Source organism: Paenibacillus vulneris, from assembly GCF_039543185.1.
GTDB classification, from domain to species: domain Bacteria; phylum Bacillota; class Bacilli; order Paenibacillales; family NBRC-103111; genus Paenibacillus_S; species Paenibacillus_S vulneris.
This window is the reverse complement of record NZ_BAABJG010000014.1, coordinates 1-20,215: the sequence shown is the minus strand read 5'-3', so window position 1 is coordinate 20,215 and position 20,215 is coordinate 1. Positions and strand designations below refer to the sequence as shown.

The window sequence follows — 20,215 nt, the reverse complement described above, 5'->3', positions numbered from 1 at the left end:
TATATACCCCACATTCCAAGGAGGAATAAAAAGATGAATACGAAAAGGCAAACAATTTGGTTGGTTTCGATGCTCAGCTTGATGGTCGTGCTCTCCGCATACTACTTGTTTACCGAGGATGTAAACAAGCTGGAAATGAACTCTACGAGCACTGCACCCACAGCCAAAGAAATTGTCGTCAATACCAATGACTTGAATGGCAAGCAAACACCGGCCGATCCGAAAGTAGATGTTAAAACGGACGACAAAACGGGCGCAGCCGCTCCGGAAGCCAAACAATCCGGATCAACCCAAACAACGCAGGATCCAAAAGCAAGCAGCACGAAAACGGATCCTACGTCCTCAACTAAGACAGACACAAAAGCTAAAACCGATGCAGCTCACAACAGCCAATCCACTTCTAAAGCCAATGAACAAGTAAGCCCGGCTGACGCCAAGGTGCTGCAGCAAGTCCAAACCCAGGCGAAATCCGGTACCGACTACTTCATCAATCTGGGCTTGAAGCGCGATGAGGAAATTGCCAAGCAGTCCGAGAAATGGGTTACGATTCTCTCCGATTCCAAGCAAACGCAAGAAGCCGCAGCCAATGCGGCAGCCGAACTGCAAAAGCTTCAGGACAATGAAACCAAGATAACCAACCTTGAAGAAAGCTTGATGAAGGACTTTCCGCAAGCCGTAATCACGCAAGAATCCTCGAAATGGAGAGTGACGGTGCAAAGCGCCAAGCTTGAAAAAAGCCAGGCGGTCAGCATTGTTGAGAAAGTAATGCAGGAAATGAACGTTAGCCCGGACAAGGTGGTCGTTCAATATGTACCCTAAGGTCAATTAGTGCATAGAAGGAGCAGGACGGTTTCCGAGGATCCTCCGGATCTTTGGAACCGTCCTGTTCTTTGCGGCTTGCTGTGAATCATGCGTCATGCTGGCCGTGCTTCCGCATATAAAGGATGTAAGAATAAACTCTTTTCTTCAAGTAAGATTGTGATATAATAACAACGTCGTTGTTTCACCATCGTTGAAGGAGTGAATCTTGTGTTTAAATTAAACGAAATTAAAGAATTGATACAGCTTATTGACCAAAGTTCCTTACATGAATTGGAAATTGAGAATGAAGGCTCCCGCCTTACACTTCGTAAACCAAATAAAACGGAATCTGTAGTTGTTACAGCAGCACCTGTTCAACAAGCCTTCACCCCTGTGATCGGACAGCAGTCTATCCAGCAGCCGCAGGCTGTACAAGCCCCTGCCGCTGAGAGTGCTCCGGCAGTGTCCAAGCAGGAAGCTGGCCTACATACTATCGTATCTCCGATGGTCGGTACATTCTATGAAGCACCGTCTCCGGGTGCAGCGTCCTTTGTGACCAAAGGCAGTGCGGTTAAGGAAAAAACAGTTGTATGCATCATCGAAGCTATGAAGCTTATGAACGAAATCGAAGCGGAAATCAAAGGTGAAATCGTAGACGTTCTAGTTGAGAACGGACAATTGGTTGAGTACGGACAGCCTTTGTTCCTGGTTCGCCCGCAGTAAGGCTGGGCCCATTGTTCGAAACCAAAGCCTAGCGTATGCCTAGTTTTGCTGCGAGCAAAACTCAGAGTTATAGCTTTCGAAGAAAGCTTTGCCTACGCAAAGCTCTCAGGAGGAGAAAATCAGTGAAGTTTCAAAAAATACTTATCGCCAACCGAGGAGAAATCGCAGTACGCATCATAAGAGCATGCCAAGAAATGGGCATTTCGACTGTTGCGGTTTACTCTGAAGCGGATCGCGAGGCGCTGCATGTTCGTCTTGCCGACGAAGCCTACTGCATCGGACCTACTTTGTCCAAAGACAGCTATCTTAATTTGACCAATATTTTAAGTGTAGCCACTTTGACCGAGACGGATGCGATCCATCCCGGCTATGGATTTTTAGCCGAAAATGCGGATTTCGCGGAAATTTGTGAAAGCTGCAATATTACATTTATTGGGCCGTCAGCTGATGCTATCAGCCGGATGGGGGATAAATCGGTCGCGAAGCAAACGATGAAGGACGCCAATGTTCCTGTTATTCCCGGTTCAGACGGACTTGTCGAGGATATGGAGGATGCTATCCGCATCGGACGCGAGATCGGTTATCCTGTCATTATTAAAGCGACTGCAGGCGGCGGAGGCAAGGGTATCCGTATTGCCGAGAACGAGGAAATGCTGATCCAGCAAATTACGACCGCGCAGCAGGAAGCCCAAAAAGCTTTCGGTAATGCCGGCGTGTACCTGGAGAAATACTTGACGGGTATGAAGCACGTGGAAATCCAGATTTTGGCGGACAAGCATGGCAATGTGGTCCATCTTGGAGAGCGTGACTGCTCGGTCCAACGCAGACGCCAAAAGCTGGTTGAGGAAGCTCCTTGCTCTACCTTGACGCCGGAAATCCGCAAGCAGATGGGTGACGCGGCTGTTCGCGCGGCGCAGGCCGTTAATTATTCGGGAGCGGGTACGCTAGAGTTTTTGCTCGGTCCGGACGGAAAGTTCTACTTTATGGAGATGAATACGCGCATTCAGGTTGAGCATCCGGTAACGGAGCTGATTACAGGAATCGATATTATTAAAGAAATGATTCATGTAGCTCAAGGCGAGCCGCTGTCCTTCTCTCAAGAGGATGTGCAAATTAACGGCTGGGCTATCGAATGCCGTATCAACGCGGAAGATTCGACGCGCAACTTCATGCCTTCAGCAGGTCAAATCCAGTTTTATTTGCCTCCGGGCGGTTTTGGAGTGCGTGTAGACAGCGCGGCTTATCCGGGATACACGATCCCTCCGCATTACGATTCGATGATTGCCAAGCTGATCGTATGGGGGAAAGACCGTAACGAAGCCATTCATAGAATGAAACGCGCTTTGTCGGAGTTTACGATCGAGGGGATCCATTCTACGATTCCTTTCCATATGAAGCTGCTCGAGCACAAGAAATTTATTGCCGGCGACTTCGATATCAAGTTCCTAGAAGAGCATGATGTGAATGATCCTAATTCGTAATCTGTCATTTGTCATATATTTAGGATAATGGTATAGTAATCGATAAGACAAGTTTTGTGAAATGACGCATATGCATTAAGTAAGCGCTGATTTGCTTACGGTCGCTAACAAGCAGCAGGTATAGACTTCAAGGTCTTTGCCTTTCAGCGTCTACTAAGTATGTTTTGCTGTCGCAAAACTTCCAAGGAGGATCCTTTTATGACAACCATTGCTGCCGATTATGAAAAAACTGACATGGGCACGATTCAAATTGCTCCTGAGGTTATCGAGATCATTGCCGGAATGGCGACCATCGAAGTGCCTGGCGTAGCCGGGATGAGCGGTGGATTCGCAGGCGGTATCGCCGAGCTTCTGGGCCGCAAAAATATGTCCAAGGGCGTTAAAGTGGATGTAGGCCAGCGCGAAGCAGCGATCGATGTATCGATAGTGATTGAATTCGGCACCAGAATTCCTGAAGTGGCTTCCGGTGTGCAGCAAAATGTTAAACACGCGATAGAGTCAATGACAGGTTTGAGCGTTGTACAAGTGAATGTACATATTCATGATGTCATCTTCAAAGGCGCAGACAAAGTGGAAGAGGTTGAAGTTACGCCTAACCGAGTCAAGTAGACACGTAAATATGCTCTTGGCAAACCCCCTTCAAGCCGTAAGGGGGTTTCCTCTAATTCGGAAGGAGTCCGGTTGTGTGATCAAAGTAATTGACAGATTGCTTTTATTCCTATTTAGTCTGGCTGTTTTGATCGGATGCGTGGTAATGTTATTTTGCGCATTCGGATGGATTTCTTTTGATAACGCCAAAAACTTCGCTTATGATGTCTATTATGTTATGGATACGGCGCTTATTTTTATTGCGGTAACCGTTATTCTTGCCTTGATCAGTATTCGTTTTTTGTATGTATCGGTACGCAGAGGCCGGTCCAATGTGCCATCGATTGACCAGCGAACGGACTTCGGCGACATTCGCATTTCCATGGAAACGGTAGAAAATTTGGCGCTTAAGGCTGCTCGCCGCTCCCGCGGTGTAAAGGACCTGAAAGCGCGAGTGAAGGTAAGTCCGGCCGGGCTCGAAATTATTATTCGCGCGATTGTGGACGGGGAAAGCTCCATCCCGCAATTGACGGAGGAAATGCAATCCGGCATTAAAGAGCATATAGAAGAAATCACCGGTATCCCAGTTGCCCAAGTAACGGTGTTCGTAGCGAATATTCAACAGGCATCCCCCACTTTTAAGAGTAGAGTGGAATAGAGGTGAGCTCCCGGATGTGGATACAGCTATGGGAACAACTATGGGCTAATCACAGAGGCAAAACGATGTTGTCCATCATCGGAGTGCTGCTCGGAATCATCTATTTGATTTGCGGACTATGGGATATGTTAATTTTTGTCCTTATCGTATATACTTGTTATCATATAGGGAAAAGAGTCGATCGGGGCGAGCCGGCAGTTCCCATTGTACAAATGTGGCGCTGGCTAATGGACAAATGGAGATTGTTTAGATGAAATCCCTGGTTCTTTCCAAGGATTTTTTTGTTTGATTAGGCAAAACAATTTCATCGGAAGCCCGGTACTAGTGAAAAAGCATTCCTTTTAAGGGAAAGCTAGATAATGCTTACACAAGACAGCTTTCTCTTTGGGAAAGCTCAGTAACGCTTACGAAGATAGCTTTCCCTTCGGGAAAGCTCTTAGGAGGAAACTTATTTAATGAGAAGAAGATTGGCAAGGGAACTGGCGCTGCAAAGCCTGTACCAAATGGAAATGAACGAAGTGAGCGCAAGAGAAGCCATCGCTCATGTGGTGGAAGAGGCACAAACGGAAGATGAAGCCCAATTGACCAAGGAGCAGGACCAAATCGCTGCTCATGACGTGACCGAGCTGGTAGAAGGGACGATCTCGCGCAAGGAACGGATCGATGAGCTTCTGATGGATTATTTGAAGGGATACAAAATGGACAGGCTGTCCAAGGTCGACCGCGAAATCTTAAGACTGGCTACATATGAAATGGTTTACCGCGAAGACGTTCCACCGAAGGTTGTCGTCAATGAAGCGATTGAATTGGCTAAGCACTTTGGTTCGGAAGAGTCGGGCAAATTTGTTAATGGGGTATTAGGGAAGATGATCAAGGAGCTTGACAGCATTAAGGCCAAAAGCCTGTAAGGGTTGATCAAATTCATTACCAAACAGTTGAGAGGGGAATTCTTTCATGCCGGCGCAAGTCATTAACGGAAAAGAAATTGTAAGTGCTTATCGTGCACAAATCAAGGAAGAAGTAGAGCAGCTGAAGAAAGACGGATGCCATCCGGGTCTTGCTGTTGTTATTGTCGGCGATGATCCGGCTTCTCATGTTTATGTGAGGAATAAAGCCAAAGCCTGTGAAGAAGCGGGGATTTACTCCGAAGTCCACAGCCTGCCGGAGCATACTTCGGAAGCGGAAGTGCTGGCTTTGATCGAGCAGCTGAACGGAAACGACCAAATTCATGGCATTTTGGTCCAATCGCCTTTGCCTAAGCATATTTCCGAGGAGAAAATTGTTGAAGCAATCGCTGTTGAGAAGGATGCGGACTGCTTCCATCCGGTGAATGTTGGGAATCTGATGATTGGCAAGGAAGGCCCTGCGCCTTGTACGCCGGCGGGGGTTATCGATATTTTAAAACGGGTAGGCGTTGAGATTGCAGGCAAGCATGCGGTCGTTATCGGCCGAAGCAATATTGTCGGCAAGCCTATGGCCATCCTGCTGCTCAGAGAAAATGCAACCGTAACGGTTGTGCATTCCAAAACCCCTAATATGGCGGAGATTACCCGTCAAGCGGATATTTTGGTAGCTGCCGTAGGGAAACCGAAAATGATCAAAAAAGAGCATGTCAAACCGGGTGCTGTCGTAGTCGATGTCGGTATTAACCGGTTGGATACGGGCAAATTGGCAGGCGATGTCGATTTTGACGATGTGCTTGATACCGCAAGCTATATTACACCGGTTCCTGGCTGTGTCGGTCCGATGACGATTACGGTTTTGCTTCGAAATACATTGGAAGCGGCAAAGCGTGCTGCTGCACAATCCAAAGTGAACGGATAAGCGATGAGCCAAAAATCGATATTCTCTATTAAAGAGCTTAATCGTTACATAAAAATGAAGCTGGAGAGCGATCATGTCATCCAGGATGTATGGGTGCGAGGGGAAATCTCGAATTTTACCCATCACTCCAGCGGTCATATGTACTTTACGTTAAAGGACTCGGACAGCCGGTTAAAAAGCATTATGTTCGCCTCGTACAATCAGCGGCTCGGATTTATTCCGCGAGAAGGCACCAAGGTGCTTGCTTGCGGCAATATTTCGGTGTATGAAAGGGACGGGCAATATCAATTTTATGTGACGCAAATGCAGCCTGACGGCATCGGAAGCTTATATTTGGCTTTTGAGCAGCTGAAAAAAAAGCTGGAGAACGAAGGGCTGTTTGCCGTCTCCAAAAAGAAAGCCATCCCCCGCTATCCCAAGGCGATCGGAGTCATCACTTCGCCTACGGGCGCGGCGGTAAGAGATATCATCATCACGCTGCAGCGGCGTTATCCGAACGTGCCCGTGTTATTGTATCCCGTTCTCGTGCAGGGAACCCAAGCGGCACCTTCCATCGTCAAAGCGATTGAAGCAATGAACGAAATGAATGAGGTAGATGTCCTGATAGTCGGACGAGGCGGAGGATCGCTGGAAGAGCTGTGGGCCTTCAATGAAGAGAGGGTGGCGCGGGCGATATTCGCATCGGCTATTCCGATCATTTCTGCCGTTGGCCATGAAACCGATTTTACGATTGCGGATTTCGTAGCGGATCTTCGGGCAGCAACGCCTACAGCTGCTGCGGAATTGGCCGTCCCTCACCATATGGAGCTTAAGCAGCAGCTGAGCTTTTTGAATCAGCAGTTATATGGCGGCTTGTCCAATCAATTGAAACGCAGCCGCGAGAGGCTGCAGCGGATTCGGCGTTCGCCGGTGCTTATCAATCCGAGACGGCAGCTGTTGCTGCAACCGATGGAACGATTGGATCGTACTAAAGAGCAGCTGGGCTTTCAATTGCGTGGGAAAATCGCCAAGCTGCAGGAACGGCACATGAGACTGGATAAGCGTCTATCCGCCTTTAACCCCAAGGAGCAAACGGTATATGCCAGAAAGCGCCTTGACGGCGCAGGCAAGCAGCTGCTCCAAGCTATGCAGCAGGCTAAGAAGCAAAAGCAGCAGCAGCTCGTATCCGTAATGCGGCATTTGGATGCGCTAAGTCCTCTGAAGGTCATGCAGCGCGGATATAGTCTAGTCTATGATGAGAGCGAGAAGCAATTAATAAAATCCATACAACAAGTGCAACTTGGGGATGTACTTAAGCTGCGGCTGGTCGACGGGCAAGTGGATTGTCATGTGTGGTCAATGGAGGAGAAGCAAAATGACAAAACCGGAAACGACACCTAGCTTTGAAGAAGCTATGGACAAGCTTGAAGAGATCGTAGCCAGGCTGGAAAGCGGAGACGTTCCGCTGGAGCAGGCGATCGAGCTGTTTCAGGAAGGGATGAAGCTATCCCAGCTATGCGGACAAAAGCTCGAGCAGGTCGAAAGTAAAATAGAAATTTTGATGGATCAGGAAGGCGGACTGGTCAAAAAGCCGTTCAACCCTTCAGCTGACGAGAAAGGTGAACTTAAATGAGCACGGACTCTTCCATACAACACTATTTAGAGCAAAAGACAGCATTGATTGAAGCGGAATTGGCCGAATCATTGCCGGAAATATGGAATATTCCTGACAGCCTGCGCGAATCCATGATGTATTCCCTCATGGCAGGGGGAAAGCGGCTGCGTCCGATTCTGGTGCTGACAGCGGTGGAAGCGTTAAAGGGAAGCATCGAGGAAGCGATTCCGGTAGCTCTTGCCGTTGAGATGATTCACACGTATTCGCTTATTCATGACGATCTTCCTGCCATGGATAACGATGATTACCGCAGGGGCAAGCTGACCAATCATAAAGTGTACGGGGAGGCTATGGCTATTCTGGCCGGAGACGGGCTGCTGACCCATGCCTTTTATTCGATTGTGCAAGCTTACCGCGCTTATGGCGTACCTGCCGAGACGATCGTTGAGATCGTTGAAGATTTGTCCAGGCTGGCGGGAGCGCCGGGGATGGTTGGCGGACAAGCGGCGGACATGCTGGGCGAGCAGGGTATTACCGGCTTGGAGCAGCTGGAATATATCCATCTGCACAAAACCAGCGATCTTATCGTCTTCTCCTTGAAGGCAGGAGGGCACCTGGGTGGTGCGACTCCAAAGCAGCTTCAGGCTCTTGAAAAGTTCGGACAGCATATCGGGCTCGCGTTCCAAATTCAAGATGATATCCTTGATGTGATCGGTGACGAAGAGAAACTGGGCAAGCCTGTCAAAAGCGATGAAAAACAGCAAAAGGTGACCTATCCGTACTTCGTCGGTATTGAAGCATCCAAAGAAAAGGTGGTTCAGTTAACCGAACAAGGCAAGCAGGCGTTGATCGATGCGGACTTCCCTTATGTGGACAGATTGCTTCAGCTTGCCGATTATTTGATCCAAAGAGATCATTAGAAGTACAGTGATGCGCTGGAATCAGTGTCCTTTCATGGAGGTTTCATTTGAGGGGAAATTGACCGTGTGTTATAATGGGTTCAACCATTTTCAAGATTTTCGTACCAGTTGACAGGTTCACTTTTCCCGGTTCGGCATATAGATTTTAAATTCAATCAAGGAAGCGAGGGAACAAGCGTGCTGCTCGAACAAATCAATCAGCCTGAAGACTTGAAGAAGCTGTCTATGGAGCAACTGGAGCAACTGGCTGCAGAAACCAGACAGTTTCTTGTTGAAAAGCTTTCAGTCACTGGTGGACACCTCTCGTCTAACCTTGGAGTCGTTGAGCTTACAATTGCGCTGCATTACTTGTTTAATAGTCCCTATGACAAATTTATTTTTGATGTGGGACATCAATCCTATGTTCATAAAATGTTTACCGGACGTATGGACAAGTTTGATACTTTGCGTAAATACAAAGGAATGTGCGGATTTGTAAAACGCTCCGAGAGCGAACACGATGTCTGGGAAGCCGGACACAGCAGTACTTCCTTATCGGCAGCTATGGGGATGGCCATGGCGCGGGATTTTAAAGGCGAGAAGAATAAGGTCATCGCCATTATCGGCGACGGAGCGCTGACAGGCGGAATGGCCTTTGAAGCCATGAACCATATCGGTCATGAGAAAAAGAATTTGATGGTCATTTTGAACGATAATGAAATGTCCATCGCTCCTAACGTAGGGGCTCTTCATAACTATTTGGGTAAAATCCGGTCGGACCGCAACTATGTGAAGGTGAAGGAAGAAGTCGAGTATTTGATCAAAAAAATACCGGCAATCGGAGGAACTCTGGCCAAAACGCTGGAGAAGCTTAAGGATTCGCTGAAATATATGGTTGTTAGCGGCGTATTGTTTGAAGAGCTGGGCTTTACTTATTTCGGACCTGTTGACGGGAACAACCTTCCGGTATTACTGGAAACCTTGAAGCAGGCTGAAAAGGTGGAAGGGCCGGTGATGGTTCATGTCCTGACTCTTAAAGGCAAGGGCTATACGCCTGCGGAAAAGGACTCCTATGCATGGCATGGAGCCAGTCCGTACAAGATCGAATCCGGCCAAATGCTGAAAGTCGTCGGACCGCCGATGTATACGGAGGTTTTCGGCAATACTTTGATCGAGCTTGCCAAGCAGGACGATCGGATCGTTGCCGTGACTCCAGCCATGCCGGGCGGTTCCGGTTTGAACGGCTTTGCGAAGCAGTTTCCCGGTCGTATGATCGATGTGGGTATTGCGGAACAGCATGCCGCCACTTTATGCGCGGGCCTCGCTAGCGAAGGAATCAAGCCTGTATTTGCGGTGTACTCTACCTTCCTGCAACGTGCATACGATCAGGTAGTGCATGATATTTGCCGTGCCGACCTGAACGTTATTTTCGCTATTGACCGCGCCGGCTTCGTCGGACCTGACGGAGAGACGCACCAGGGCGTGTACGATATCGCTTATTTACGCAGCATTCCTAATATGGTTTTGATGATGCCTAAGGACGAGAATGAGCTGCGGCATATGCTCAAAACTTCAGTCGAATACAATGACGGTCCTATCGCAGTCCGCTATCCGCGTATTGCCGGACTTGGCGTGCCTATGGATGAACCGCTTCATACGATTCCAATCGGCAGCTGGGAAGTCTTGAGACCAGGGGACAGCGCCGTGGTGCTGGCTGTCGGTCCGATGATTCCTATCGCCATGGAAGCGGCAGAACAGCTGAACAAAGAAGGAATCCAGCTCCGCGTAGTGAACGCAAGGTTCATTAAGCCAATGGATGAGGCGATGCTGCTCCAGCTTGCCAAAGAGCATCTTCCGATCATCACATTGGAGGAAGGCGCTCAGATGGGCGGCTTCGGCAGTGGCGTGCTTGAGTTTTATTCCAGCCAAAGCATTTATGGATTGCAGATTAAAATTATCGGAGTACCGGATTATTTTGTAGAGCACGGCTCTGTTGGGGAGCAGCGCAGAGAGGTCGGTCTTACCGTTGAGCGTCTCGTATCCGATGTGCAAGCGCTGATGCCTCGCAAACGCCAGCGTGCATAAGGCATGCACGAGAAAGTAGGAGCAGCAATAGATGGCAGCAGATAAAGAACGTTTGGATGTATTGCTCGTTGAGCAGGGTTTTTTTGAAACGAGGGAAAAAGCTAAGGCGTCAATCATGGCCGGCCTTGTATTGGTCGATGATGAGCCGTTGGATAAAGCGGGTACGAAAATTGCCCGCTCCTCCAAAATTGTTGTGAAAGGCGCCATCCACCCCTACGTAAGCCGCGGCGGGTTGAAGCTGGAAAAAGCGTTAAAGCAATTCCAGATCGACCTGAACGGAGTAACGATGCTGGATATCGGGGCTTCTACAGGCGGGTTTACCGACTGTGCACTGCATAACGGCGCATCCTACGTATATGCTATTGATGTAGGGTACAATCAGCTGGATTGGTCTTTACGCAGCGATTCCCGTGTAAACGTCATGGAGCGAACCAATTTCCGGTTTATGCAGCCTGCGGATTTACAGGGTCCGAGCCCTTCGTTTGCTTCCATCGATGTATCGTTTATATCCTTGAAGCTGATTTTGCCCACACTCAAAACACTGCTTCTGGAGAATGGTGAAGTGGTTGCTTTGATTAAACCGCAATTTGAAGCAGGTCGGGAGAAGGTTCCTAAGACCGGGGTTGTTCGTGAGCCTGCGGTTCATACGGAAGTTCTGCAGACCGTATTAAGCTTCGCGGCGGATACAGGTTTTGTGCTGAAAGGATTGACGTTTTCGCCGATTAAGGGCGGGGAAGGCAATGTTGAATTTTTGGCCTATTTCCGCTGTAACACCGATGAAGCTGTGGTTTATCCCGAAGCTATTGAGGAACAAATTCAGCAAGTGGTCAGCGATGCGCAAAAGCTTCAAAACTCATCAAACTGATGAGTTTTTTTCCGTTTTTGGAGGATATTGCTCCTGTTTTCTCGAATACTAAGGCTTGAGGTGAAGGGATGCCATGCAGAACGGGGACGGTTTAGTCATCTTTCTCATTGTAGTGGTATTGGGAACCTGGCTTTTTATGTATGTTCGGGGGCGCATGAAGGAAACAGTGGAGCAAGGGCTGTATCCTGTTCCGGAGGCTCAGGAAGTGCCTGAGGACGAAGCAACGCGGCTGCTTGAAAGCGCAGGCTACACGGTGGTTAGCGGTAAACAGCGTATTCCCATGCAGATCACGGTCAACGACGATGAACAGCTGCAGAGCCGATTGTTTATTGATTATTTTGCCGAGCAAGACGGTCTTTATTACGCGGTTAAAGTAGCTAAGGATCGTAAGCCGATCGAAATGACGGGGAGCTCGGTTCGGGATCACTTGCTTGTCTATCAGCTTCTGTATCCGCAAACATCAGGAGTTCTTTACCTCGAGCTGCAACAGAATAGAGTAAAACGGATTGTTTTTCACATGAATATGGATTCGGATGAAGAAGAGACGGGATAACTGTATAATGGAATAATGTCCTGCAGGAAATCGCAACGCTTACGGAGTGAGTTTTTACTTCGTAAAAACTCTTAGGAGGTAAATAATGAAAGGCCAAAGGCATATCAAAATTCGGGAAATCATCACGAACAATGAAATCGAGACGCAGGACGAGCTGGTGGAACAGCTTAAGACAGCAGGTTTCCCCGTGACTCAAGCTACGATATCGCGAGATATCAAGGAGCTGCATCTCATCAAAGTGCCGCTCGATGACGGCCGTTATAAATATTCGGTTCCTGCCGATCAACGCTACAATCCCATGCACAGACTCAAGAGAGCGCTCAACGATCATTTCGTGCATATCGATTACACAGAAAATTTGGTCGTAATGAAAAGCTTGCCTGGAACAGCCAATGCCATCGGTGCCCTAATAGACAGTCTGGAATGGAACGAAATCATGGGAACGATTTGCGGGGACGACACCATTCTAATTATATGCCGAACCAAAGAGCAGAGCGGAATGGTTGTCAATCAGATTTTATCCATGCTGAGTTAACGGGAGAGAGAGAACGATGCTTCTTGAGATGTCGATACGGAATTTAGCGGTTATTGAAGCCGTCCATTTGCATTTTCGAAAAGGGTTTCACGTGCTTACAGGGGAGACTGGCGCCGGAAAATCGATCATTATCGATGCTTTAACCTTAATCGCCGGAGGAAGAAGCTCTGCTGATCTGGTTCGCTATGGCAGCGACAAGGCTACTATCGAGGCATTGTTTCAGATAGAAAGCGGGCATCCGGTGTGGGGTACCTTGTCTGAGCTTGGAATCGAAGCGGATTCGGAGAATCATTTGATCATACGGCGGGAAATTACTTCCCAGGGAAAAAGCACAAGCCGGATTAACGGTCAGCTTGTCAATTTATCCGGTTTGAAGGAAGTAGGAGAATGGCTTGTTAACATTCATGGTCAGCACGAGCATCAATCCTTGTTTCATGTGGAAGAACATATCCGCTGGCTCGATATGTTTGGTGACAATGAAATTGGGCCAATCAAGCAGCAGTACCAGCAAGCTTTTGAGAAGTATTCTCATATACGCAAAAGCCTTAAAGAGTTAGAGGAAACCAGCAAGCAATCGCTGCAAATGCTTGATTTATATCGCTTTCAGGTTGAAGAAATCACATCGGCTCAATTAAAACGCGGCGAAGATGAATTATTATTCGAAGAAAAACGCAAACTAGCAAATGCGGAAAAATTATACCAGCACGCCGCTGATGCCTATGATCTTTTATATTCAGGGAATAAAGGCCTGGATGCCATTAATAAAGCCATTCAAAAGCTGGAGGATATAGCCGGACTGGATCCGGATAAGCTGAAGCCGCTGGTCGAGCAGGCTCAAAGCGCCTATTACCAGCTGGAGGATGCGGCATACCAAATCCGTGATTATAGGGATGATATCGAGTTCAATCCGGCCCGCCTGGAATACATTGAACAAAGACTCGATACGATTGCGACCTTAAGAAGAAAGTACGGAGAAAATGTAGACGAAATATTGAAGTACTTAGAGAAGGTCACCGCGGAGCTCGATTTGATCGAGAATAAGGACGAAAAACTGCAGGAACTGCAAAAAGAAGAAATTGCGGCCTTATCCAAGGCTCAGGAGCTGGCAAAACAGCTGTCCGAGAAAAGGCAGCTCATCGCTGAGCGGCTGGCGCAAGAAATTGTAGCTGAACTGCGGGATCTACATATGGAAAGAACCCAATTTAAAGTTCAAATTCTTTACCGGGATGAGGCATTGACTATCGATGGAGCCGATGAGGTTGAGTTTCTGATCTCAGCGAACCCGGGAGAGCCGCTGCGAAGCTTGAGCAAAATTGCATCCGGCGGGGAAATATCCCGGGTTATGCTTGCCTTGAAATCGATTTTCGCTCGAATGGACCGTATTCCTGTGTTGGTGTTTGACGAAGTCGATACCGGGGTCAGCGGGCGTGCCGCACAAGCAATCGCCGAGAAAATGTCCAAGCTGTCGCGCGGCTGCCAAGTATTCTCCATCACCCATCTGCCTCAAGTGGCTTGCATGGCGGATGCCCATTACCGGATTCATAAAAACTCGGACAACGAACGCACGTTTACTCATGTAGATGATCTGAAGCAAGACGGCCGCATTCATGAATTGGCCCGTATGCTGGGTGGTGTCGAAGTAACGGGCAAGACGCTGGAGCATGCTCAAGAAATGTTGGATTTGGCTAACGAAAAGAAATCAAGGATGTAAAGGATCAAGCGTGGCATCATTTTCACTTATAAAAGGATGGGCGTGAGGTTAACTTAATTGTACACAAGCGGCAATATACAGGGCCGCAGCGAAGGAAGCAAGGGAGCGTGACACCGTGAGTTCCAAACACAGAAAAAGAATGATTGGATTAATGCTCGTCTTCTTCGTTTGTCTAGGGAGTTTATCCACGCCTTTCCAAAGCTTTGCCTCATTCCCCGAGGAGCTAAGGCTCTTCACAGGCCAGCAGGCTCATCTTCAGTTAGCTATGCCGGTCAGCGCGCAAGTGACAGTGAACGATCCGGAAATTTTGAAGGTTAACGGTTCGGCCAAGCACTCATTCCAAGTGGATCTTCATCACCCTATTTCTTTGGAATCTTACAAGGCGGGCCAAGCGGAAATGAAGCTGAAGCTCTTCGGTAAAATTCCTTTAAAAACCGTCAAGGTTAGTGTAGTACCTGATTTAAAAGTGATACCCGGCGGCCAAACCATCGGAGTGAAGCTAAAATCAGCAGGCGTCCTTGTCGTTGGTCATCATCTCGTGGCTGTTGCCGAGGACAAAAAGATTTCACCGGGTGAGGATGCCAAGATACAGCTTGGGGATCTTATCGTCAAAATTAACGGAAAGCCTCTGAAGGAAATATCCAAGGTTGCCGAATTGACAGCCGAAGCAGGCAGCAGTAAGAAGCCTTTAACTTTAACTGTCAAACGTAACAATGAACTGATTGATATTCAAATTTATCCTTCCTATGATATTGTAGATAAGGCTTATCGATTGGGGCTGTACATTAGGGACTCAGCGGCAGGCGTAGGGACGTTGACCTTCTATGCGCCGGATCAAGGGGTATATGGAGCTCTGGGGCATGTCATTACCGATATGGATACCCAGACCCCTATTGCTGTAGGCTCCGGGGAAATTGTGCACTCCAATGTTACCTCCATCTCCAAAAGCCAGAACGGCGAACCGGGAGAGAAGCGGGCTCAATTTTCAAAAGAAAGCAAGGTCTTGGGCAACATTGAGAAGAATACCCCGTTCGGCATATTCGGCAAAATGGGGGAGCTGCCTGATCATGGGCTCACCAAGGAAGCACTGCCTATAGCTTTCGCTGAAGAGGTTAAGGAAGGCTCCGCCCAGATCTATACGGTCGTTAACGGTCAAAAGGTGGAGAAGTTCGATATCGAGGTTGTTCATGTCGCCAAGCAGGATTACCCGGCTACCAAAGGGATGGTCATCAAAATTACCGATCCGCGCCTGTTGGAAAAAACAGGAGGCATTGTTCAAGGGATGAGCGGAAGTCCCATCATACAAAACGGCAAAGTCATCGGAGCGGTAACCCATGTATTCGTCAATGATCCTACAAGCGGCTATGGCTGCTACATCGAATGGATGCTCCAGGACGCCGGGATCATGCTAAGAAATACCAAAGAAGAGCTAAAGGCAGGATAAAAGCCTTTAGTTTTTCTTTTTTGTTGACTTCTTTACAGTTTTGTCGAATAATGTACTTATTTGGTGTAAATTTTTTATTATAAATGAAAACTTAAAAAAAATCTAGAAAAATAATTTTCGACAGAAGGAATTTTATTGCTCTTGTCGAAAGTATACTTAGGTAAATATTGCTAATCTTATTTGTTGCCATTTGAAGGAGGATGTTACGTTGCAAATGATTGAAGTATTGTTAGCTGATGATAATCGCGAATTCACAAATTTACTTTCCGAATTTATCGATGAACAAGACGATATGCAAGTAACCGGAGTTGCGTACAATGGTAACGATGTTCTTCGTTTAATTGAGCAAAGTAATCGTTTGCCGGACGTATTGATATTGGATATCATTATGCCGCATTTGGACGGACTTGGCGTATTGGAAAAGCTGCGGGAAATGGATCTGCATCCTCAACCCAAAATCATTATGCTGACAGCTTTCGGACAAGAAAATATTACGCAAAAAGCGGTGCAGCTCGGAGCTTCCTATTACATATTGAAGCCTTTTGACATGGAAATCCTGACGAATCGGATCCGCCAGCTGGTCTCCAATAATCAATCCAGCTCGGTAACGAATCCAACGCCCGTTAAGGCAAATGTCGTGCAGCTGCCAAAAACCAAAAATCTTGACGCTAACATCACCACCATCATCCATGAAATTGGGGTGCCTGCTCATATCAAGGGTTATCAATATCTTCGTGAGGCTATTACCATGGTCTACAACAATATTGAAATTCTTGGAGCCATCACCAAGACGCTGTACCCGGCCATTGCCGAAAAATACAAAACGACGCCTAGCCGCGTCGAACGGGCGATCCGTCATGCAATCGAAGTCGCGTGGACCCGCGGCAACATCGACAGTATCAGCCACTTGTTCGGATATACGATCAATATTTCGAAAGCAAAGCCTACGAACAGTGAGTTTATAGCAATGGTGGCGGATAAGCTGAGAATTGAGCATAAAGTTTCGTGAAAGGATGCCGGTTCTTCGTTTGAAGACGATGAGTGAGTCTGGTTCTGTTAATTTATCGGATATCTACGTACCTTTTTACGAACACTGTGCGAAGAGATTCCGATAAACTTTTACCGTATAATAGCGATAAAGCTGAACAAATTCACCTCCGTCCCATGCGTGGGTTTATCGGTTAATACTAGCGCTAATAAAGTTTAACACGGAGGGATATTAAGAGTAAATATTTGACGTCGAATCTTACGGGGTTCGGCGTTTTTATTTTGCGAACGAGGGGTATACTATAAATAGATAATCGTTAGTTCTCGTCAGACTTCGTTTTCATCGCGTGAACTTTTCGCAAATTGGCCGATAAACTTCTTTTTATGGTACAATCGTTACTGTAGAAGGGAGGCATAGACAGCATGAATGGACAGAAAATTCCTAAATACTATCGCTTATGCAAGTATTTTAAGAATCCAACAACTTTAAACGAAAGTTGACGAACCGTCGACGCGTAGAAAACGCGAATCGACGGTTTTTATTTTTACTAGGGAGAGGACTTATATGCAAAAAAGGAAGAGACTCGATTTTGATCATGCATTTGAACTTTATTACCAGGCTAATTTGTTAACAAAAACTGAAAGTACACTGATAGGATATAGATCACATTGGAGGTTTTTTACGGATTGGCTGAGAAATTCAAAGAATGTCACTATAAAAACAATAACGAAAAGTGTATTAAAGGACTATGTTTACTACATGGCGCACGAGCAAGGGAGGAAAACGGATGGCGGTAGTCTATCCTACCGTACTATCCAGACCCGTTTTGATACAGTGAAGTCGATATTTAACTTTTTAGTTGAGCAAAGTGAGTTGCCCAGAAACGTTGCAAATAATATTGACGTTGAAGCCATCGTAGCGGAAAGAAACACAAAGGGTGATAACTACTTATTTGAAGTAACGCTTAATGAAGATATAAAATATGTCGTCGCAGTGTCTACATGGGAGGCGGTTAAGCTGATAGAACAGGAATGTCGTGATCGAGATTTAAGTCCCGCAAATTTGCAGATAACTTGTAAATGCAAAGAGTCCGAAATCACTAGAGCGGACGAGTCATAAGTATCAGTTATATAAGAGCGGTAGCTTATTTGGATGTTACTCCGATTGGCTGCCGTTTTTTTTTTTTATTTCCGCAATGGGGCGGAAGTATGGTAGGCAGCAATATCGGAATGATCCGGCAAGGCTGCCGAACAACTCCGATTGATTATTCTGACGTGTATTCCGCAAACTATTCCACCGCGGCAGCTCAGGCGGAATATTCCGAACTCCGTCAAATGACCGCATAAAGCGGTGTTTAACGATTCAGTGGCGGAGGAACTATCCTTACGGATATTAAACGAAAGGGGTGGCGCTGATAATCTGTCATATGCCTAAAGATAAACGCATAGGGTTTATCAATAGGGGATAAACGACAGGGGGTTGTTACAATGAAAGGTCGAGCATATTATCAACTAGTTAGAAATACGCCAGAAGAGACCAACCGACTATTGATAACTACGCGGTGGGATCTGTGTAGACTACGGCGCCGCGCCCTCGGGAACATGACGCAGGATGAGTACGCGGAGAAGTGCGGAGTATCAGTCGGAGTTATTAGGCGGCTCGAATCGCGGCTACCGTACAATCCGGCGTGGCCTTCGGAAAGGTATCTTACGATATTGGGTGTAACATTCGACTTCATAATGGATCACGTTATATGGCCAACAACAAACGAGTGCAACAAAAAATTCATCTAAAACAAAAAGACCGCTTTCCGTGAAGGAGGCGGTTAGTTTGTATCATCTTCGTATTCAAGTATGTCGGCTATAGTATGTTTGTGGCCAGATAGCATATTTAGCGTTTTAATAATTGTACTTAAAGTGTCCAGGTCGACTCTTTTCGTTTTGCCGTCACATAGATCGTAAATTAGATTAGGACGCACTTTTGCCTCGCGTGCTATAGCGTATTTAGACACCTTCCCGTCTGTTGCCTTATTGGCAGCTTCAATTGCATCTCCGAGTCTTATTCTGATTGCCAAGGACATCACCTCTTCACCTCCAATTATACATTAAAGTTAGTCAAGTGAAAATTATTGCTTGACGCATAACTATAGAGTGTATATAATCAAAAGCATAACGATAGACGATAAATAATACGTGTTAAAAATTAGAAGGTTTCAAAAATTTGAGGGAGGTTTCAAAATGAATCGCAAATACATCGTTATCTGTCGTGTGTCCGAACTCGTCACTCCATCCATAAGCCACACGCATCTCACAACGCAGCGCATCACATTCACGCGCACATTGGTCGGTTGGTACAACATCCGCTTAATTGGCCGAGAAACGTCGATCGTAAACGTATCTCCCGAAGTATTCCGCACTTTATTTCCGGACGTATCCTCCGCGGCCACAATCGGAGCCGCAGACGCAAGTTACGAGTTAATCGAACGCTTGGGCATCGATATCGACGAAACGAAAGGAGCTGTCGCAGTATGATCGCGATCGGAGCGCAAGTCTACACGCCCTCATCCACTGACTGTAAGCGCCGCGGCCTATCCGCCCGTTCAATCGTCAAGCTCATCGCATTCTTCCTTGCGTGTCTATTTCGTGAGATCGCAAATTAAGGAGGCGACGCCAAATGAAACGTATAAAGCTCGTCATTGACACTGGCGACGACCAATCCGAAGTAATTCCGGCCTATCTGACGGAAGATGGAGCACACGCACTCTTTATCTACGGAGGAACCGTTAACTACGTAATGGTCGCGCCAACACGGAAGCAGGACGTCTACGTTGAGATTTTTGCGAGTATGTCGCTAGGAACGACGGACCGCGGCGAAATTGCATTAATCGAACTCGATGAAAAGCTGCGCGCAATGTCAGCGTACGAACTCTTGAACTATCACGTAATCCATGAGAGCGAGGAACTATCGATTGTGCGCGATTAAGGAGGCTGCGAACCTATGAGTATATTATCTGCAGCTTTCTACTTCGAACAGGTACATAGCGTTTACGAAAATGTGAAAATCGCTTATGAGCGGCTAAATAAGTGCATGTCTCAGTTGGACCGTCAAATCTCCGATATCTACCACGATCTGGAGCGGTACGACATTGACGAAGCGGCCGGCTACAGCGTTGCTGTCATGCTACAGGAGGCGCTGCGTAAGCGGAGGGCTGTTAAGGACGAACTTTTGAAGCTGCGCCCGATCTACGATTTATTGGAGCATAATATTGGCGAAATGGACAAGCAATACGCAAAGGCCAATAAAAACTCCGCAAATGTACGCCGGTCATTAAACGCCACGCTAACTATCAGCGATATTGAGAAGGAGGTCGCGTTTTGAAAACGTTCAACATCCGGATTTTCAACGCTGCTACAGGCGCGTTCGACCTCGGTAGCGTCCTTGTCGATATCCGTGCGGTTAATTGGAT

General features: G+C 47.1%; 24 protein-coding genes. 23 read left to right on the top strand and 1 reads right to left on the bottom strand.

Annotation, left to right across the window (positions count from 1 at the left end):
* The first annotated feature begins 33 nt into the window (after positions 1-33).
* From ABEA66_RS12325 to ABEA66_RS12230, 20 genes are all read left to right on the top strand, one after another.
* A complete protein-coding gene (locus ABEA66_RS12325; protein WP_345587763.1) occupies positions 34-819 on the top strand; it encodes a SpoIIIAH-like family protein in 786 nt (261 codons plus the stop codon).
* Between the two features lie 210 nt (positions 820-1,029).
* Positions 1,030-1,524: an acetyl-CoA carboxylase biotin carboxyl carrier protein gene (accB, locus tag ABEA66_RS12320; RefSeq protein WP_192704969.1), complete on the top strand. Its 495-nt coding sequence runs from the start codon at positions 1,030-1,032 to the stop codon at positions 1,522-1,524.
* A gap of 122 nt (positions 1,525-1,646) precedes the next feature.
* On the top strand, positions 1,647-3,005 hold the full coding sequence (accC, locus tag ABEA66_RS12315) for an acetyl-CoA carboxylase biotin carboxylase subunit (RefSeq protein ID WP_079910797.1): 1,359 nt from the start codon (positions 1,647-1,649) through the stop codon (positions 3,003-3,005).
* Between the two features lie 198 nt (positions 3,006-3,203).
* Positions 3,204-3,614 (top strand): Asp23/Gls24 family envelope stress response protein, encoded by a 411-nt coding sequence (locus ABEA66_RS12310; protein WP_079910796.1) that lies wholly within the window; start codon positions 3,204-3,206, stop codon positions 3,612-3,614.
* 76 nt (positions 3,615-3,690) lie between these two features.
* Positions 3,691-4,251, top strand: a complete 561-nt coding sequence (gene amaP, locus ABEA66_RS12305) for an alkaline shock response membrane anchor protein AmaP (protein WP_345587762.1) — start codon at positions 3,691-3,693, stop codon at positions 4,249-4,251.
* 14 nt (positions 4,252-4,265) lie between these two features.
* Entirely contained in the window at positions 4,266-4,505 is a 240-nt protein-coding gene (locus ABEA66_RS12300) for a DUF2273 domain-containing protein (RefSeq protein ID WP_079910794.1), read from the top strand.
* Positions 4,506-4,706: 201 nt separating this feature from the next.
* Positions 4,707-5,159, top strand: a complete 453-nt coding sequence (gene nusB, locus ABEA66_RS12295; protein WP_079910793.1) for a transcription antitermination factor NusB — start codon at positions 4,707-4,709, stop codon at positions 5,157-5,159.
* Between the two features lie 46 nt (positions 5,160-5,205).
* Positions 5,206-6,075 (top strand): bifunctional methylenetetrahydrofolate dehydrogenase/methenyltetrahydrofolate cyclohydrolase FolD, encoded by an 870-nt coding sequence (gene folD / locus ABEA66_RS12290; RefSeq protein WP_345587761.1) that lies wholly within the window; start codon positions 5,206-5,208, stop codon positions 6,073-6,075.
* 3 nt (positions 6,076-6,078) lie between these two features.
* The gene (xseA, locus tag ABEA66_RS12285; protein WP_345587760.1) at positions 6,079-7,455 is read left to right on the top strand and encodes an exodeoxyribonuclease VII large subunit; all 1,377 of its coding nucleotides are present in this window, start codon (positions 6,079-6,081) and stop codon (positions 7,453-7,455) included.
* Complete coding sequence (xseB, locus tag ABEA66_RS12280; RefSeq protein WP_345587759.1) at positions 7,430-7,687, top strand: exodeoxyribonuclease VII small subunit; 258 nt, start codon at positions 7,430-7,432, stop codon at positions 7,685-7,687. Before xseA ends, xseB begins: the two co-directional genes overlap by 26 nt.
* Positions 7,684-8,589 (top strand): polyprenyl synthetase family protein, encoded by a 906-nt coding sequence (locus ABEA66_RS12275; RefSeq protein WP_079910789.1) that lies wholly within the window; start codon positions 7,684-7,686, stop codon positions 8,587-8,589. Before xseB ends, ABEA66_RS12275 begins: the two co-directional genes overlap by 4 nt.
* A 177-nt stretch (positions 8,590-8,766) precedes the next feature.
* Positions 8,767-10,653 (top strand): 1-deoxy-D-xylulose-5-phosphate synthase, encoded by a 1,887-nt coding sequence (gene dxs / locus ABEA66_RS12270; RefSeq protein ID WP_345587758.1) that lies wholly within the window; start codon positions 8,767-8,769, stop codon positions 10,651-10,653.
* 31 nt (positions 10,654-10,684) lie between these two features.
* Positions 10,685-11,518, top strand: coding sequence for a TlyA family RNA methyltransferase (locus tag ABEA66_RS12265; protein ID WP_345587757.1), 834 nt, complete (start codon positions 10,685-10,687; stop codon positions 11,516-11,518).
* A gap of 73 nt (positions 11,519-11,591) precedes the next feature.
* Positions 11,592-12,071, top strand: a complete 480-nt coding sequence (locus ABEA66_RS12260) for a hypothetical protein (protein ID WP_345587756.1) — start codon at positions 11,592-11,594, stop codon at positions 12,069-12,071.
* A gap of 85 nt (positions 12,072-12,156) precedes the next feature.
* Complete coding sequence (gene ahrC / locus ABEA66_RS12255) at positions 12,157-12,606, top strand: transcriptional regulator AhrC/ArgR (protein ID WP_079910785.1); 450 nt, start codon at positions 12,157-12,159, stop codon at positions 12,604-12,606.
* A 16-nt stretch (positions 12,607-12,622) separates the two neighbouring features.
* A complete protein-coding gene (recN, locus tag ABEA66_RS12250; protein ID WP_345587755.1) occupies positions 12,623-14,317 on the top strand; it encodes a DNA repair protein RecN in 1,695 nt (564 codons plus the stop codon).
* Between the two features lie 115 nt (positions 14,318-14,432).
* Complete coding sequence (gene spoIVB, locus ABEA66_RS12245; protein ID WP_345587754.1) at positions 14,433-15,761, top strand: SpoIVB peptidase; 1,329 nt, start codon at positions 14,433-14,435, stop codon at positions 15,759-15,761.
* 208 nt (positions 15,762-15,969) lie between these two features.
* A complete protein-coding gene (gene spo0A, locus ABEA66_RS12240; RefSeq protein WP_079910782.1) occupies positions 15,970-16,770 on the top strand; it encodes a sporulation transcription factor Spo0A in 801 nt (266 codons plus the stop codon).
* Positions 16,771-17,313: 543 nt separating this feature from the next.
* Positions 17,314-17,868, top strand: coding sequence for a phage integrase SAM-like domain-containing protein (locus ABEA66_RS12235; protein WP_345587753.1), 555 nt, complete (start codon positions 17,314-17,316; stop codon positions 17,866-17,868).
* A gap of 89 nt (positions 17,869-17,957) precedes the next feature.
* Positions 17,958-18,095 (top strand): hypothetical protein, encoded by a 138-nt coding sequence (locus ABEA66_RS12230; RefSeq protein ID WP_345587752.1) that lies wholly within the window; start codon positions 17,958-17,960, stop codon positions 18,093-18,095.
* A 479-nt stretch (positions 18,096-18,574) separates the two neighbouring features.
* On the opposite strand, the gene ABEA66_RS12225 is transcribed toward ABEA66_RS12230, so the two are convergent.
* The gene (locus ABEA66_RS12225; RefSeq protein WP_345587751.1) at positions 18,575-18,829 is read right to left on the bottom strand and encodes a helix-turn-helix domain-containing protein; all 255 of its coding nucleotides are present in this window, start codon (positions 18,827-18,829) and stop codon (positions 18,575-18,577) included.
* Positions 18,830-18,986: 157 nt separating this feature from the next.
* Between ABEA66_RS12225 and ABEA66_RS12220 the strand changes: the two genes are divergently transcribed.
* The 3 genes from ABEA66_RS12220 (at position 18,987) to ABEA66_RS12210 (ending at position 20,127) form a co-directional block, all read left to right on the top strand.
* Positions 18,987-19,280 carry a hypothetical protein gene (locus ABEA66_RS12220; protein WP_345587750.1) on the top strand — a complete coding sequence of 98 codons (294 nt, stop codon included), beginning with the start codon at positions 18,987-18,989 and terminating at the stop codon, positions 19,278-19,280.
* 142 nt (positions 19,281-19,422) lie between these two features.
* Entirely contained in the window at positions 19,423-19,731 is a 309-nt protein-coding gene (locus tag ABEA66_RS12215) for a hypothetical protein (protein ID WP_345587749.1), read from the top strand.
* A 15-nt stretch (positions 19,732-19,746) separates the two neighbouring features.
* Positions 19,747-20,127 carry a hypothetical protein gene (locus ABEA66_RS12210; protein WP_345587748.1) on the top strand — a complete coding sequence of 127 codons (381 nt, stop codon included), beginning with the start codon at positions 19,747-19,749 and terminating at the stop codon, positions 20,125-20,127.
* The last annotated feature ends 88 nt before the right edge of the window (positions 20,128-20,215 follow it).